This window comes from Nocardia sichangensis (assembly GCF_047200615.1).
GTDB lineage: Bacteria > Actinomycetota > Actinomycetes > Mycobacteriales > Mycobacteriaceae > Nocardia > Nocardia sichangensis.
The window spans coordinates 58,195-72,034 of the sequence record NZ_JBJZOK010000009.1 but is presented as its reverse complement, the minus strand read 5'-3'; the positions used below and the strand labels follow the sequence as shown (position 1 = coordinate 72,034).

The 13,840-nt window shown below is 68.8% G+C and carries 13 protein-coding genes; 8 read left to right on the top strand and 5 right to left on the bottom strand.

What is annotated here, in order from left to right; translation table 11 throughout:
- Window positions 1-254: 254 nt before the first annotated feature.
- Genes ACL03I_RS14770 through panB form a run of 3 tightly spaced genes read right to left on the bottom strand, consistent with a single transcriptional unit; the run spans window position 255 to window position 1,785 of the window.
- Complete coding sequence (locus ACL03I_RS14770; protein ID WP_355072807.1) at window positions 255-656, bottom strand: PIN domain nuclease; 402 nt, start codon at window positions 654-656, stop codon at window positions 255-257.
- The gene (locus tag ACL03I_RS14765; RefSeq protein WP_355072809.1) at window positions 653-871 is read right to left on the bottom strand and encodes a DUF2191 domain-containing protein; all 219 of its coding nucleotides are present in this window, start codon (window positions 869-871) and stop codon (window positions 653-655) included. The genes ACL03I_RS14770 and ACL03I_RS14765 overlap by 4 nt, the downstream gene beginning before the upstream one ends.
- A 59-nt stretch (window positions 872-930) precedes the next feature.
- Window positions 931-1,785: a 3-methyl-2-oxobutanoate hydroxymethyltransferase gene (gene panB / locus ACL03I_RS14760; protein WP_379252999.1), complete on the bottom strand. Its 855-nt coding sequence runs from the start codon at window positions 1,783-1,785 to the stop codon at window positions 931-933.
- Between the two features lie 188 nt (window positions 1,786-1,973).
- Here panB and ACL03I_RS14755 point away from each other — a divergent pair, with 188 nt between their 5' ends.
- The 3 genes from ACL03I_RS14755 (at window position 1,974) to ACL03I_RS14745 (ending at window position 8,083) form a co-directional block, all read left to right on the top strand.
- Complete coding sequence (locus ACL03I_RS14755; RefSeq protein WP_412806296.1) at window positions 1,974-3,512, top strand: alpha/beta hydrolase; 1,539 nt, start codon at window positions 1,974-1,976, stop codon at window positions 3,510-3,512.
- A 164-nt stretch (window positions 3,513-3,676) separates the two neighbouring features.
- Window positions 3,677-5,014 carry a type I glutamate--ammonia ligase gene (gene glnA, locus ACL03I_RS14750; protein ID WP_355072810.1) on the top strand — a complete coding sequence of 446 codons (1,338 nt, stop codon included), beginning with the start codon at window positions 3,677-3,679 and terminating at the stop codon, window positions 5,012-5,014.
- A 57-nt stretch (window positions 5,015-5,071) separates the two neighbouring features.
- On the top strand, window positions 5,072-8,083 hold the full coding sequence (locus tag ACL03I_RS14745; protein WP_356965079.1) for a bifunctional [glutamine synthetase] adenylyltransferase/[glutamine synthetase]-adenylyl-L-tyrosine phosphorylase: 3,012 nt from the start codon (window positions 5,072-5,074) through the stop codon (window positions 8,081-8,083).
- A gap of 58 nt (window positions 8,084-8,141) precedes the next feature.
- Here the strand turns inward: ACL03I_RS14745 and ACL03I_RS14740 are convergent, their stop codons facing one another.
- Window positions 8,142-8,477, bottom strand: coding sequence for a winged helix-turn-helix transcriptional regulator (locus tag ACL03I_RS14740; protein WP_355072814.1), 336 nt, complete (start codon window positions 8,475-8,477; stop codon window positions 8,142-8,144).
- Window positions 8,478-8,583: 106 nt separating this feature from the next.
- On the opposite strand from ACL03I_RS14740, the gene ACL03I_RS14735 reads away from it, so the two are divergent.
- Together ACL03I_RS14735 and ACL03I_RS14730 are read left to right on the top strand one after the other, a co-directional pair.
- A complete protein-coding gene (locus tag ACL03I_RS14735) occupies window positions 8,584-8,910 on the top strand; it encodes a YciI family protein (protein WP_040865768.1) in 327 nt (108 codons plus the stop codon).
- 2 nt (window positions 8,911-8,912) lie between these two features.
- On the top strand, window positions 8,913-9,560 hold the full coding sequence (locus ACL03I_RS14730; protein ID WP_355072994.1) for a cysteine hydrolase family protein: 648 nt from the start codon (window positions 8,913-8,915) through the stop codon (window positions 9,558-9,560).
- A gap of 227 nt (window positions 9,561-9,787) precedes the next feature.
- Here ACL03I_RS14730 and ACL03I_RS14725 read toward each other — a convergent pair whose 3' ends face one another.
- Window positions 9,788-10,099 (bottom strand): hypothetical protein, encoded by a 312-nt coding sequence (locus tag ACL03I_RS14725; protein WP_412806215.1) that lies wholly within the window; start codon window positions 10,097-10,099, stop codon window positions 9,788-9,790.
- A 229-nt stretch (window positions 10,100-10,328) separates the two neighbouring features.
- Here ACL03I_RS14725 and ACL03I_RS14720 point away from each other — a divergent pair, with 229 nt between their 5' ends.
- From ACL03I_RS14720 to ACL03I_RS14710, 3 genes are all read left to right on the top strand, one after another.
- Window positions 10,329-11,021, top strand: coding sequence for a class I SAM-dependent methyltransferase (locus ACL03I_RS14720; protein WP_412806214.1), 693 nt, complete (start codon window positions 10,329-10,331; stop codon window positions 11,019-11,021).
- A gap of 138 nt (window positions 11,022-11,159) precedes the next feature.
- A complete protein-coding gene (locus ACL03I_RS14715; protein ID WP_412806213.1) occupies window positions 11,160-12,104 on the top strand; it encodes an endonuclease/exonuclease/phosphatase family protein in 945 nt (314 codons plus the stop codon).
- A gap of 297 nt (window positions 12,105-12,401) precedes the next feature.
- A complete protein-coding gene (locus ACL03I_RS14710; protein ID WP_412806212.1) occupies window positions 12,402-13,838 on the top strand; it encodes a neutral zinc metallopeptidase in 1,437 nt (478 codons plus the stop codon).
- Window positions 13,839-13,840: the final 2 nt, after the last annotated feature.

Here is a 13,840-nt window from a genome sequence, read left to right as displayed (position 1 = left end):
CTGGTCGTGTCGGTATTGTCGGCATCGAGTCTGCCATTGATTCCGCCGACCGGACCGAACCGGCCGTTTTCGGTGGGAAGAGTTCAGCCGAAGTGCGCGCGCAGCTCGTCGAGCAGTTTCGGTGTTCATGCGACGCCCGAGCCGCTCGATGGACAGAGAATCGCTGCCCGGAGACAGAGCGTCGGCCGGACTCGGTTCGCCACCGACGCAGGGTGATCGAGTGGCGTCGCTCTACCTGCCGCACTTCCCGAGTTCTATCGGTCGACGCGAATCATCGGAAGTTCCGGTCGTACCTTCGCGATCGAGTCGAAGTCCGCGTCCGCGTGAATGAGCGTCAGGCGGTGCTCGAGCGCGGTGAGCGCGATGACGATGTCCATCGGCGACGGCCCGCGATGATGGCCGATGCGGACCAGATCACGCTGCACCGCCAACACGTGGCGCCAGGGATCGTCGAGCGCGGGGTACCAGCCGAACGTGCGTCCGAGAACAGCGAAAAACGGTTCGAAGTCCTTGCCCGATCGAACGGAAACCATGAGCTCGGCTTCGACCGGCGGACAGATCGCGACGAGTCCTTGCGCCACCTGGCGGGGCCATGGATCATCGACCTGGCCGCGGAGCAGTCGCCACACGGCCGAGGTATCGGCGAGGTAGGTCACCGCTGGGGATGCTCCTCGCCTGCCAGAACGTCGAAGTCCAAAACGTCCTCGGCATTAGCCTGCAGCCAGGCCAAACTGCGGGCGCGATCGTCCGCGGTCAGGCCCGCCGCGATGGCCAGAGCCCGATTGATCGTGTCACGTTTGGTGCGTGTGCCCAGCTGCTGCTGAGCGAGTGCCAGTGCGCCGTCGTCGAGATCGACTATGGTCCGCGTCATGCTCCGCACCTCCCTTGATATACGGATATACGTCAGTATATCAAAGGGAGGTGGCGATTTCAGAAACTGTGCTCCGCCGCGGGGAAGGTGCCCCGGCGCACTTCGTCGGCGTAGGCAGCGGCTGCGGCACGCAATTCGTCGCCGACGTTGCCGAAGCGCTTGACGAACTTCGCGGTCTTGCCGCTGGTGTAGCCTGCCATGTCCTGCCAGACCAGCACCTGCGCGTCGGTGTCGGCGCCCGCGCCGATGCCGACGGTCGGAATGGTCAGCTTGCGGGTGACCTGCCCCGCCAGTTCGGCCGGGACCATCTCCATCACCACGGAGAACGCGCCCGCCTCCTGAACGGCGATGGCGTCGGCGATCAGTTGCTCGGCGCCGTCGCCACGACCCTGCACGCGGAATCCGCCGAGGGTGTTCACGCTCTGCGGGGTGAAGCCGATGTGCGCCATGACCGGGATGCCCGCCGCGGTGATCAGCGCGATCTGCTCGGCGACCCGCTCGCCGCCCTCCAGCTTCACCGCGTGCGCCCCGCCCTCCTTCATGAACCGGGTCGCCGTCGCCAGCGCCTGCTGCGGGGAGGACTCGTAGGTGCCGAACGGCAGGTCGGCCACGACCAGCGCGTGCGGCGCGCCGCGCACCACCCCGCGCACCAGCGGGATGAGCTCGTCGACAGTGATCGGCACGGTGGTGTCGTAGCCGTACACCACGTTGGCCGCGGAATCGCCGACCAGCAGCACGGGAATGCCCGCTTCTTCGAACAGCCGCGCCGAGGAATAGTCGTAGGCGGTCAGCATCGCCCAGCGTTCCCCGTCGGCTTTCATCTGCTGCAGGTGGTGCACCCGGGTCTTGCGCATCTTCTTGGGCTCGGCGGGGGCCGCACCGTAGGCAGGGGTTTCCGAGTCGGATACGGACATCATCGTCCCTTTCGTCTGTGTCGCCTCGGGGCCCGTCCGGGTCCCCGGGAGTGTCTGACGATTTCAGTGTGCCACCCGCCACCGAGGCGGATTAAGGCCGATGACCGGTGCGATTGGTCACAGCGCGGCACGGGGTTTGCCCGGGGCGGCCACCGCGTTCGCCCGATGGCAGTATCGACAGCATGTCGATGGTGCGGAATGGGCGCGGTGCACTCCCGGTGGCGGTGCTGGCGTCGCTGGCTGTGCTGGTTGCGGGGTGCGCCGTCACCCGCACCGAAACGGGGCAGCCTGCACCCACGCCGCCCACCGGGCTGGAGAAGTTCTACGGCCAGGCGGTGCAGTGGGGTGACTGCAACGGATTCGGCGGGCCGGACGACCGGCTGTCGCCGAGCACCGAGTGCGCCCGGATCACCGTGCCGGTGGACTACGCGGCGCCCGACGGGCCGACCGCCCAGATCGCGATCTCCCGGACGCGGGCGACCGGGCGGCGGGTCGGTTCGCTGGTGATGAATCCGGGCGGGCCGGGAGAGTCCGGTCTCGGCCTGTCGTCGCTCGGCAACAAGACGGAATTGGCCGAGCGCTTCGACCGGATCGGCTTCGACCCGCGCGGTGTCGGTTCTTCCACCCCCTCGATCGTCTGCCAGACACCTCAGGAGCAAGACTCCGAGCGCGCCGAGCCGGAGGACGACTACACCCCGGCGGGCATCGCCGACGCCGAGGCCGACAACCGCCGGTACGCGGGCCGCTGCGCCGATCGGACCGGGAAGGAGTTCCTCGCCCACGTCGGCACCCGCGAGGTCGTGCAGGACCTCGACATCATGCGCGCCGCGCTCGGCGACCCGAAGCTGACCTACGTCGGCTACTCCTACGGCACCAAGATCGGTTCGGCGTACGCGGAACGGTTCCCCGACCACGTGCGCGCCATGGTGCTGGACGGCGCCATCGACTCCTCGCAGGATCCGGTGCAGGAGTCGCTGCGCCAGGCGGCGGGCTTCCAGAAGGTGTTCGACGCCTACGCCGCCGACTGCGCGCGGCAGCCCGACTGCCCGCTGGGCGCCGACCCGGCGCAGGCGGTGCCGCGGTTCCGCGCGTTGGTGAACCCGCTGTGGGACAAGCCGGCGCCGACCACCGATCCGCGGGGTCTGACCTACGGCGACGCGCTCACCGGCGTGCGCCAGGCGCTCTACACCGACGAATTGTGGAAGGTGCTCACGCTCGGGCTGTCCGAGCTGCGCGACGGGCGCGGCGATACGCTGCTGGCCCTGGCCGACCTGTACGACGGACGTCGCGACGACGGCACTTACGCCAACACCAGCGACGCGTTCAACGCGATCCGCTGCGTGGACGATCCGCGCATCACCGATCGCGGGGTCGCCGGACGCCAGGACGCCGAATACCGGAAAGCGGCCCCGTTCCTGGACGACGGGCGCGGCACCGGCGCGGCGCCGCTGGAGCTGTGCACCGCCTGGCCGGTGCCGAACACGAGTGAACCGCATCGCATCTCGGTGACCGGTCTGCCGAAGACGGTGGTGGTGTCGACCACCGAGGACCCGGCGACGCCGTACCAGGCCGGAGTCGACCTGGCCGACCAGTTGGGCGCCGCGCTGATCACCTATCAGGGCAACCGGCACACGGTGGCGCTGGCGGGCGGCGTCCCCTGCGTCGACGACGCGGTGATCGCCTATCTGGTCGACCTGACCGAGCCCGCCGCCGGCCTCACCTGCTGAGCCGGGCGCGCGCGGTTGCTGATCGGTCACGCGATGCTGCCCGGTCCGGAAGAATCTCACAAACCGGACGATCCGACTGTGCGGAGTCTTCCGAAAAAACCAGGTCAGCAATCTTAAGCGTGTATGTAACACAGATTTAACGCCGGATGCTTACGCTCGCGGACATGGATCGCCAGAAGGAATTCGTGCTGCGGACGCTCGAAGAGCGGGACATCCGCTTCGTACGTCTCTGGTTCACCGACGTCTTGGGTTACCTGAAGTCCGTCGCGATCGCGCCTGCCGAGCTGGAGGGCGCGTTCGAAGAGGGTATCGGTTTCGACGGCTCGGCCATCGAGGGCTTCGCCCGTGTCTCGGAGGCCGACATGGTCGCCCGGCCGGATCCGTCGACCTTCCAGGTGCTGCCGTGGGCCACGAGCAAGGGCCATCAGCACTCCGCGCGCATGTTCTGCGACATCACCATGCCGGACGGCTCGCCGTCCTGGGCCGACCCGCGCCACGTGCTGCGCCGTCAGCTGAACAAGGCGGGCGACGTCGGCTTCAGCTGCTACGTGCACCCCGAGATCGAGTTCTTCCTGCTGGAGAACGGCACGCGTGACGGTGTCCCGGTCCCCGCCGACACCGGCGGCTTCTTCGACCAGGCCGTGCACGATTCGGCGCCGAACTTCCGCCGCCACGCCATCGACGCGCTGGAGTCCATGGGCATCTCCGTGGAGTTCAGCCACCACGAGGGCGCTCCGGGCCAGCAGGAGATCGACCTGCGCTACGCCGACGCGTTGTCCATGGCAGACAACGTGATGACCTTCCGCTACCTGATCAAGGAAGTGGCCATCGACGAGGGCGTGCGCGCGACCTTCATGCCCAAGCCGTTCGCCCAGTACCCGGGCTCGGCGATGCACACGCACATGAGCCTGTTCGAGGGCGAGACCAACGCCTTCCACGACCCCGACGACCCGATCAACCTGTCGGAGACGGCGCGCGCGTTCATCGCGGGCATCCTCGAGCACGCCCCGGAGATCAGCGCGGTCACCAACCAGTGGGTCAACTCCTACAAGCGCCTCATCCACGGCGGCGAGGCGCCCACGGCGGCCTCGTGGGGCCGGTCCAACCGCTCCGCCCTGGTCCGTGTGCCGATGTACACACCGAACAAGTCCTCTTCGCGGCGCGTCGAGATCCGCAGCCCCGATTCCGCGTGCAACCCCTACCTGGCCTTCGCCGTGCTGCTCGCGGCCGGTCTGCGTGGCATCGAGAAGGGCTACACGCTGCCGCCGGAGGCCGAGGACGACGTGTGGTCGCTGACCGTCGCCGAGCGGCGCGCGATGGGCTTCCGCGAGCTGCCCGGCACACTGGACGAGGCGCTGCAAGCGATGGAGCGCTCCGAGTTGGTCGCCGAGACCCTGGGCGAGCACGTGTTCGACTTCTTCTTGCGCAACAAGCGCCGGGAGTGGGCGGACTACCGCAGCCAGGTCACGCCGTTCGAGCTCAAGGAATACCTGGGGTTGTAATCCGAGCGATGCCCGGGGGCGGCGTGCCCCCGATCGCGGCCAGGTAATTTGAGAACCATGGTCCGGCCCCCCTCTGCGCGCTCCGCTGTCCCCGGTGTCGGTCGGCTCGGATTGCTCGAGCCGTCCGCCGCCGCGTCGCTGCGCGAATTGGGCTGGGACAACGTCGAGAGCATTCCCGTGCTGTGGTCGCTGTCCCGCGCGCCGGACGCCGACCTCGCGTTGAGCACGCTCATGCGATTGCGCGAGAGCATCGGGGACGGTTGGGACGCGGTCGATTCGGCCATCCGTACGGATACGTCGCTGCGGGGCAGGCTGTTCGCGCTGCTCGGCTCCTCCAGCGCGTTCGGCGATCATCTCGTCGCGGCGCCGGAGTCGTGGGAAGGCTTGCGCCGCAAGGAGTTACCTGGACGCGACGAGCTGATCGCCGATCTGCTCGCCGTGGTCGACGCGGCACCGGAGGAGGGGCCGAACGCGACCCCGATGCTGTTCCGCGCCGCGATCTCGGGTCCCGAAGTGGCGGCGTCGCTGCGCAAGCGGTACCGCGATCACTTGATGCTGCTGGCCGCGCTGGATCTGGCAGCCACGGTGGAGAACGAGCCCGTGCTGCCCTACCAGGTGGTCGGCAGGCAGCTCACCGACCTGGCCGACGCCGCGTTGACCGCTGCGCTGGCGGTGGCGGTGGCGCGGGTCTGCAAGGACGAGCCGGTGCCGGTGCGGCTGGGCGTGATCGCGATGGGCAAGTGCGGCGCGCGCGAATTGAACTATGTCAGCGACGTCGACGTGGTGTTCGTCGCCGAGCCCGCCGACGCCACCGCCACGCGTCTGGCCGCGGAGATGATGAGCGTGGCGAGCCAGGCGTTCTTCGAGGTAGATGCGGCGCTGCGGCCGGAGGGCAAGGCCGGTGCGCTGGTGCGGACGCTGGATTCGCACATCGCCTACTACAAGCGCTGGGCACGCACCTGGGAGTTCCAGGCGCTGCTGAAGAATCGTCCGGCGACCGGTGACATCGCACTCGGCGAGCAGTACCGAGCCGCGCTCATGCCGATGGTGTGGTCGGCGTCGGAGCGTCCCGATTTCGTCGCCGACGTGCAGGCGATGCGCCGCCGCGTGGAGGATCTGGTGCCCGCCGACCTGCGCGAACGCGAACTCAAGTTGGGGCGCGGCAGCCTCCGGGACGTCGAATTCGCCGTGCAGCTCCTGCAATTGGTGCACGGGCGGGTGGACGAGACGCTGCACGTGCAGGGCACCGTGGAGGCGCTGACCGCGCTGGCCGCGGGCGGCTACGTCGGTCGCGACGACGCGGCCAATCTCACGGCTTCCTACGAGTTCCTGCGGTTGCTGGAACACCGGCTCCAGTTACAGCGGTTGCGTCGCACCCACACCCTGCCCGCCGACGACGACGAGGAGGGCATGCGCTGGCTGGCCCGCGCGGCGCACATCCGGCCCGACGGCAGGCAGGACGCGGTGGGTGTGCTGGGCAGCGAGATCCGCCGGAACGCGGTGCGCGTGCGGCGCTTGCACGCCAAGCTGTTCTACCGGCCGCTGCTGGATTCGGTGGTGCGGCTGGAACCCGACGCGCTGCGCCTGAGCCCCGAAGCCGCCATCCGGCAGCTGGCCGCTCTCGGCTACGCGGCGCCGGAACACGCCCTCGGCCACCTGAAGGCCCTCACCGGCGGCGTGTCCCGCAAAGGGCGCATCCAAGCCCTGCTGCTGCCGACGCTGCTCGAATGGCTTGGTGAGACACCGAATCCCGACGCGGGCCTGCTGGCCTATCGCCGCGTGTCGGAGGGGCTCGCCGACCAGATCTGGTTCCTGCGCGAACTACGCGACGAGGGGGCGATCGCCCAGCGGCTGATGATCGTGCTCGGCTCCTCCGAGTACCTGCCCGATCTGCTGATCAACGCGCCGGAGACGATCCGGATGTACGCCGACGGCCCGAGTGGCCCGCTGCTGCTCGGACCGCAGCCCGACGAGGTGGCCCGCGGCATCCTCACCGCCGCCGCGCGCTACGAGGATCCGAAACGCGCCGTGGCCGCGGCCCGTTCGCTGCGCAGGCACGAACTCGCGCGGGTGGCGTCGGCCGATCTGCTGGGCATGCTCGAAGTGCCGCAGGTGTGCCGGGCGTTGTCGTCGGTGTGGGTGGCGGTGCTCGAGGCGTCGTTGCGTGCGGTGATCCGGGCGGGCGAAGCGGAGCGGGGTGCGCCCGCGCCTGCCGACATCGCGGTGATCGGCATGGGCCGACTCGGTGGCATGGAGCTCGGGTACGGCTCGGACGCGGACGTGCTGTTCGTCTGCGACCCGCGGCCGGGCGAGGACGAGACCAAGGCGGTGAAGTGGGCGATCGGGGTGGCCGACCGGGTGCAGCAGCTGCTCGGCGCGCCGAGCACCGACCCGCCGCTGCACGTGGACGCCGGGTTGCGCCCGGAGGGGCGCAACGGCGCGCTGGTGCGCACGTTGGCCGCCTACGAGGCGTACTACCAGCAGTGGGCGCAACCCTGGGAGGTGCAGGCGTTGCTGCGCGCGCACCAAGTGGCCGGTGACCAGGAACTCGGGGTGCGTTTCCTGCACGTCATCGACAAGGTGCGGTACCCGGAGGGCGGTGTGTCCGCCGAGGCGGTGCGCGAGATCCGGCGGATCAAGGCCAGAGTGGACGCCGAGCGGTTGCCCCGCGGCGCCGATCCGGCCACGCACACCAAACTGGGGCGTGGGGGCCTGGCCGACATCGAGTGGACGGTTCAGCTGGTGCAGTTGCGGCACGCCCACGAGGTGCCCGGCTTGCACAACACCTCCACACTCGAGGCGCTGGACGTGATCGAGCGAACCGAGCTGCTGGACGCTCAGGACGTCGCGCTGCTGCGCGACGCGTGGCTGACCGCCACCAATGCCCGCAACGCCTTGGTCCTGGTACGCGGCAAACCCAGCGATCAGCTACCGGGTCCGGGGCGGCTGCTTTCCGCCGTCGCCCGCGTCGCGGGGTGGCCCAACGACGACGGCAGCGAATTCCTCGACCACTACATGCGCGTCACCCGGCGCGCCAAAGCGGTCGTCGAACGAGTCTTCGGCGCGTGAGGTTCCTGTCCGCGCGCACGTCCCTTTCGGCCTGACGAAATCGAGCCCGCGGCCGGGCTCAAGGACCGACGGTCAGACCCGCGCGGGCGGCGCGCTGTTCGCCCCAGTCGTAGAGCGCGGTGAGGACCGGGACGAGTGTGCGGCCCTCGTCGGTGAGGGTGTATTCGACCTGCGGAGGCACCGTGTCGAAGGTGGTGCGGCGGACCAAGCCGTCGGACTCCAGTTCGCGCAACTGCTGGACCAGCATCTTCTCGCTGGTGGTCGGCATCCGCCTGCGCAACTCGCCGTAACGGTGCACACCCTCCTTCAAGTGGGCCAGGATCACCGGCTTCCACTTGCCGCCGATCAGGTCGACGGTCACCTCCACGGCGCAGTTGTAGCGCTTGTCGGGCACCTGTCCTCCGGGTACTCACTGAAAAGTGCGTTCTTGTAACACTGTAATCATCGCGATTCCATGAATGCCGTTGGTATCGACCACCGCAATCATGGAGCGAAACATCGTGAAGGTCATCGTTTTCGACCGCTTCAAGCCAGGCGTCACCCTGGAGACGATCAACCCGTACCTGCCCGAGGAGGTCGCCAACGTGTGGCGGCTGTGGAAGGCGGGCATCGTCCGCGAGAACTACGCCCGCGCCGACGAGCCCGGCGTGGTGATCGTATTCGAGGTCGACAGCGTCGAGGAGGCGCGGAAGTACGTCGCGGACTTCCCGCTCACCAAGGCCGGATACCTGGAATGGACGTTCGTCCCGGTGCAGGCGCCGTTGCCGCTGGAGGCGCTGATGGATCCCGCCGTCGACGTCGCCGAGCCCTACGACCGGACCGCGTGAGCATGCGCCACGCCTTCGGCCTGAGCATCCCGCAGACCGTGCAGGAGGCCTGCGATCCCGCGCGGATGGCGCTGCTCATCTACGACATGCAGGTCGGCATCGTGCGGCAGATTCCCGGCGGCGAGGAGATCGTGCGCGCGTGCGTGCGGCTGCGCGACGCCGCCCGGGCGGGGGGTTTCCGGGTGTTCTACACCCGGCACATGTCCTTGCCGGTGGCGGCGTCGGGCGTCGCCCAGCTGCGCACCGCGATGTCCTGGCAGCGGGTGGACGACCCGGCGGACGTGCGTTCGAGCTTCCCGCAGGGTTCGCCGCAATTCCACTTGGTGCCCGAGTTGACGCCGGGTCCGGACGAGGTGGTGTTCGACAAGATCACCATGTCGGCGTTCGCGGCCACCCCGCTGGACTTCGCGCTGCGCGACTGCGGCATCGACACCTACGCCGTGGCGGGCATCGCCATGGAGGTGGGCATCGAGCCGACGGTTCGGCACAGCCTGGACCTGGGTTATCTGCCGATCATCGTCACCGACGCGTGCGGCGCCGGTCATCCGGCGGCGGCCGAAAGGTCGCATGCCACACTCGAATTCACCGGCGGATCGCTCACCACGGACACCGCCGCGCTGACCGAGGCCATGAGTCGGCACGCCCACTGACGTTGCGGTCCGCCGAACCGGTGTGCGTCGCGCGCCGGTTCCGTGGCCATCGGCTCGTTCGCCCGGCCGAATGTGCCGCTATATCTCGGCAGGGAGCGAATCGGCCGATCCACGTTCCTGCGCGCGGTCTCCATGCGGCGCCCAAGTCGACCACCGGCCGGACGAGGCGCTGCTCGGTGTGGGATCACCACCAGGCCCGCGCGGTGATCTCCACTGCGCGGGCCGGGTCACGGACTCCCGCACGCCAGGTCGTCCTGCGGTGGGGTGTTCGCGGCGCCGGTCAAGATCTGGAAGCGATCGACGAACCGGCGCAAGGCGAGCCGGTCTTCGTCGCCGAGCCCGTTCGCGGTAGTGACGGTGACCTCGGTGCCGGAGCGGATTCGCAGGACGTCCCAGGCCACCGGCAGGACGGGCGCGTGCACGCTGCGGCCGTTGCCGCTGATCGTGATGGACGAACGATACGAGCCCGGAATGAATGCCAGCTCTTCCGCGATCTCGGCGGTGAGCGGTCCCTGTGCGCGAAATTGCTCGACGTACATTCTTCCCCCTCGTCACGTCGCCATCAGTTCTGGGCCAAGGGTAGACCGGCCGACTTCGTCATGGACGACGATCCGCCGCCCAGCCCACGGTCCGGCTTCGATCAGTGGCGTGTCGAGCGGTGCGGGAGATCTCGCCCAGCCCCGGTGTCATCCCCGCCCGTCGAGCGGATCGAGCGCGTTGTGGGCGAGGGTCCCCGACATCGGACAGGTGCACTGATATTCGTTTGCTATGACGACGCCAGAGGATTTCGATTTCGATGCCATCTATAGGGGCACCGGCGGCCCGTTCGGTCCGGGTGTCAAAGCACCGTGGAGTATCGGCGAACCCCAACCCGAACTCGCCGCCCTGATCGACGAAGGGAAATTCCACGGTGACGTGCTCGACGTCGGCTGCGGGGAGGCGGCGATCTCGCTGTATCTGGCCGAGCGGGGTTACTCCATCGTGGGATTGGATCTGTCGCCGACCGCGGTCGAGCTGGCACGTGCCGAGGCAACCCGGCGCGGCCTGACGAGCGCTTCGTTCGAGGTCGCCGACATCACTTCTTTCACCGGCTACGACGGCCGCTTCGGCACCATTGTCGACAGCACGCTGTTCCATTCGATCCCGGTCGAGTCGCGGGATGGTTACCAGCAGGCGATCGCACGCGCCGCCGCGCCGGGTGCGTCCTACTTCGCGCTCGTGTTCGACCGGGCGGGCCTGCCCGAAGTGCCCCAGCCGGGGCCATCGCCGGTCACCGCCGATGAGCTTCGGGAGGTGGTGTCGAAGTATTGGACGATCGATGAGATCAGGCCGGCGCGAATTCACGCCGACTTGCCCGCGGAGTTGCCCGAGGGCGCGCCTGTCCGGTTCGAAGGGATACGCGACGAGCCCGGCGGCCGCAAGTCGGTTCCGGCCTGGCTGCTGTCGGCCCACCTGGGCTGATTCTCCGACAGCGAAGTCGCGAGGTGCGTCGCCCGGGCGAGGGACATCGCAAGGCATCGAAGTGGCCGGGTTTCCTATGTGCCGGTCTCGAGCTGCACCAGATCAACAGCTTCACCGGCATTGCCTAGGCTCGACCGCATGCGTAGATGGATGGACCGGGCATTGTTCGGTGTGGGGTGGTGCGCAGTAGCCGCAGGCGCCATCGGGATAGCGCTGCACTTCGGGGCGTGGCAGCGGCGAGTGCTGGTGTTGCTCGCGTCGGGGGCGTCGTACTTCATGATCGGCGCGATCGTCGGCCTGGTGCTCTTGCTGATCGCGCGCGGATGGCGCAGCGCCGCTGTCGCCGGGGTGCTGGCGGCGGCGACGCTGTGGACGCTGGTGCCCGCGTTCGTGCCGCAGGGCCGGGCAGCCGGCGGTCCGAAGCTGACCGTCATGCAGTCGAATCTGCTGTTCGGCGGCGCCGACCCGGCCGCCGTTGTGCGCGCGGTGCGGGACGACCGGGTCGACGTGCTGACCGTGGACGAACTGACCGACGCCGCGCTGGAGCGGTTGGCGGGCGCGGGCCTGGTCGGTGAACTGCCCTACCACTATACCGAGCCCACCCGCGACGGCGGTGGCGGCACCGGCATCTACAGCCGATATCCGCTGCGCGACACCAAGAAATACGACGGATACATCCTCAACAACATCTCCGCGACGATGGATCACCCCGAACGGGGACCGATCACCGTCTTCGCGTTCCATCCGGTCCCGCCGCCGTTCGATTTTCCCGCGTGGCAGACGGAGATGCGCAAGACCAGGGAAATCCTCGACGCGCAACGGGGCCCGGCCATCGTGGGCGCGGATTTCAACGCGACCCGTGACCACACCGCCTTCCGCGACCTGCTACGCGGAAGCTTCGCCTCGGCGGCCGACCAGGCGGGCGCAGGCCTGCTGCCCACCTTCCCCGCCGACCGCGCGTGGGGACCGGTGATCGGCATCGACCACATCCTGCTCGCCGACGCCACCGCCGAAGAGGTGCGCACCCTTTCGGTCCCCGGCTCCGATCATCGAGCGCTGCTCTCCCACATCCACCTTCAGTGACCCCACACTGTCGGGCGCGCACAGACCACGCGCGACGGCCGCCACATCGAACTTCGCCGCCGGCAAGTCGTGATGCGCCCCGGCCGGCTTCCGGTGATCTTCGATTGTCGCGCTGAGGCCGCTCCCGTCATCGACCGCACCCGATTCCCTGCTGCGCACCTGACCAGGCGTGAAAGTGCTGCGCGCCTTGCCGATCCGGAGACGATCGTGGCGCTGTGATGCGCGCAGCGCGCTCGCGGCGATTACGATGTGAGCGCTCGGCGAGCCCGAGACGCGGTACTCGGGGAGGCGAGTTCGATGAGGAAGTACAGGCGATTCGGTGTGGCCGTGCTCGCGGTGATGGCGCTGGTGTCGGCCGGATGCGCGCAGGGCACGAACGACCGTGCCGCACGGCAGGTCTCGCCGCCCGCCGACACCTGGGAACTGGCCGGGTCGATGACGGCTTCGGGCCCGAACGGTCCCCGCAAGGGTGTGCCGGACGCGCCGATCACGGCGGAGAACGGCGATGGCGGCGCCATCGACAAGCTCGCCCTCAATACGATCGCCGACGTGCAGGACTTCTGGACCAAGGAGTACCCCGCGCACTTCCCCGGCACGTTCAAGCCGGTGACCAGGTTCATCTCCTGGGACGCCAAGGCGCCCAGAACGCAGTCGGTCAAGTTCTGTAAGTCCGACACCTACCAGGTGGTGAACGCGGCCTACTGCGGCGGTGACCACACCATCGGCTGGGACCGGGGTGTCCTGCTGCCGAAACTGGTGCAGAAGTACGGCGAGATGGCGGTGGTGATGGTGCTCGCCCATGAGTACGGGCACGCCATCCAAGGGCAGGCCAGACTCGCGGGCCTGCTGACCCCGCCGCTCGTGCAGGAACAGCAGGCGGACTGCCTCGGCGGTGTATTCCTGCGCCATGTGGCCGAAGGGAATTCGGCGCACTTCACGCTCAACACCACCGACGGCCTCAACGCCGTGCTCGGCGCCACGGTGGCGGTGCGCGACCGGGACCCGAACGATCCGGACAACGTGCACGGCTCGGCCTTCGAGCGGGTGACGGCGGTGCAGATCGGTTACACCGACGGCGCCGACGGGTGCAAGAAGATCACCAGGAAGGAGATCGCCCAGCGCCGCGGCAATCTCCCCACCACCTTCGAGCCCGGGGAGGAGCAGGCGCAACTTCCGGTGGACGCCGCCGCGCTGACCAGCCTGAGCCAGGCGCTGACCAAGATCTTCCCGGTCACGCGGACGCCGCAGTTCGACTACTCCGGGGTCGGCCGCGGTTGCTCGGACGGCGCCGTCACCCGGCCGGTGTCGTACTGCCCGAGCGCGAACCGGATCGGCACGGACGTGCCCGCTCTGGCCCGCCGCGGCGGAACGATGACCGACGGCGACCCGCTGTCGGCGGTCGTGGACGGCGACTACAACGCGTTCGTCGTCTTCGTCTCGCGCTATGTGCTCGCGCTGCAACAGGATCGCAAGCTGTCGCTGACCGGCGCGGAGACGGCGGGCCTGCGCACCGCATGCCTCAGCGGCGTGGTGACCACCAAGTTGAGCGAGCCGGGCAGCGACCCGCACCTGTCCGCGGGTGATCTGGACGAAGCGGTCTCCGGCCTGCTCGCCGACGGTGCGGCGGCCGCCGACGTGAACGGAAAGGTAGTGCCGAGCGGCTACCAGCGGCTCGAAGCGTTCCGCACCGGCGTCCTGGACGGTGAGAGCGCCTGCCTGGACAAGTTCCGGTAGTC

What these genes read in the sequence shown, in the direction of transcription:
- ACL03I_RS14765 (WP_355072809.1), bottom strand. Translation starts at nt 871, where the DNA reads ATGACGCGGACCATAGTCGATCTCGACGACGGCGCACTGGCACTCGCT.
- panB (WP_379252999.1), bottom strand. Translation starts at nt 1,785, where the DNA reads ATGTCCGTATCCGACTCGGAAACCCCTGCCTACGGTGCGGCCCCCGCC.
- ACL03I_RS14755 (WP_412806296.1), top strand. Translation starts at nt 1,974, where the DNA reads ATGGTGCGGAATGGGCGCGGTGCACTCCCGGTGGCGGTGCTGGCGTCG.
- glnA (WP_355072810.1), top strand. Translation starts at nt 3,677, where the DNA reads ATGGATCGCCAGAAGGAATTCGTGCTGCGGACGCTCGAAGAGCGGGAC.
- ACL03I_RS14745 (WP_356965079.1), top strand. Translation starts at nt 5,072, where the DNA reads ATGGTCCGGCCCCCCTCTGCGCGCTCCGCTGTCCCCGGTGTCGGTCGG.
- ACL03I_RS14730 (WP_355072994.1), top strand. Translation starts at nt 8,913, where the DNA reads ATGCGCCACGCCTTCGGCCTGAGCATCCCGCAGACCGTGCAGGAGGCC.
- ACL03I_RS14725 (WP_412806215.1), bottom strand. Translation starts at nt 10,099, where the DNA reads ATGTACGTCGAGCAATTTCGCGCACAGGGACCGCTCACCGCCGAGATC.
- ACL03I_RS14720 (WP_412806214.1), top strand. Translation starts at nt 10,329, where the DNA reads ATGACGACGCCAGAGGATTTCGATTTCGATGCCATCTATAGGGGCACC.
- ACL03I_RS14715 (WP_412806213.1), top strand. Translation starts at nt 11,160, where the DNA reads ATGCGTAGATGGATGGACCGGGCATTGTTCGGTGTGGGGTGGTGCGCA.
- ACL03I_RS14710 (WP_412806212.1), top strand. Translation starts at nt 12,402, where the DNA reads ATGAGGAAGTACAGGCGATTCGGTGTGGCCGTGCTCGCGGTGATGGCG.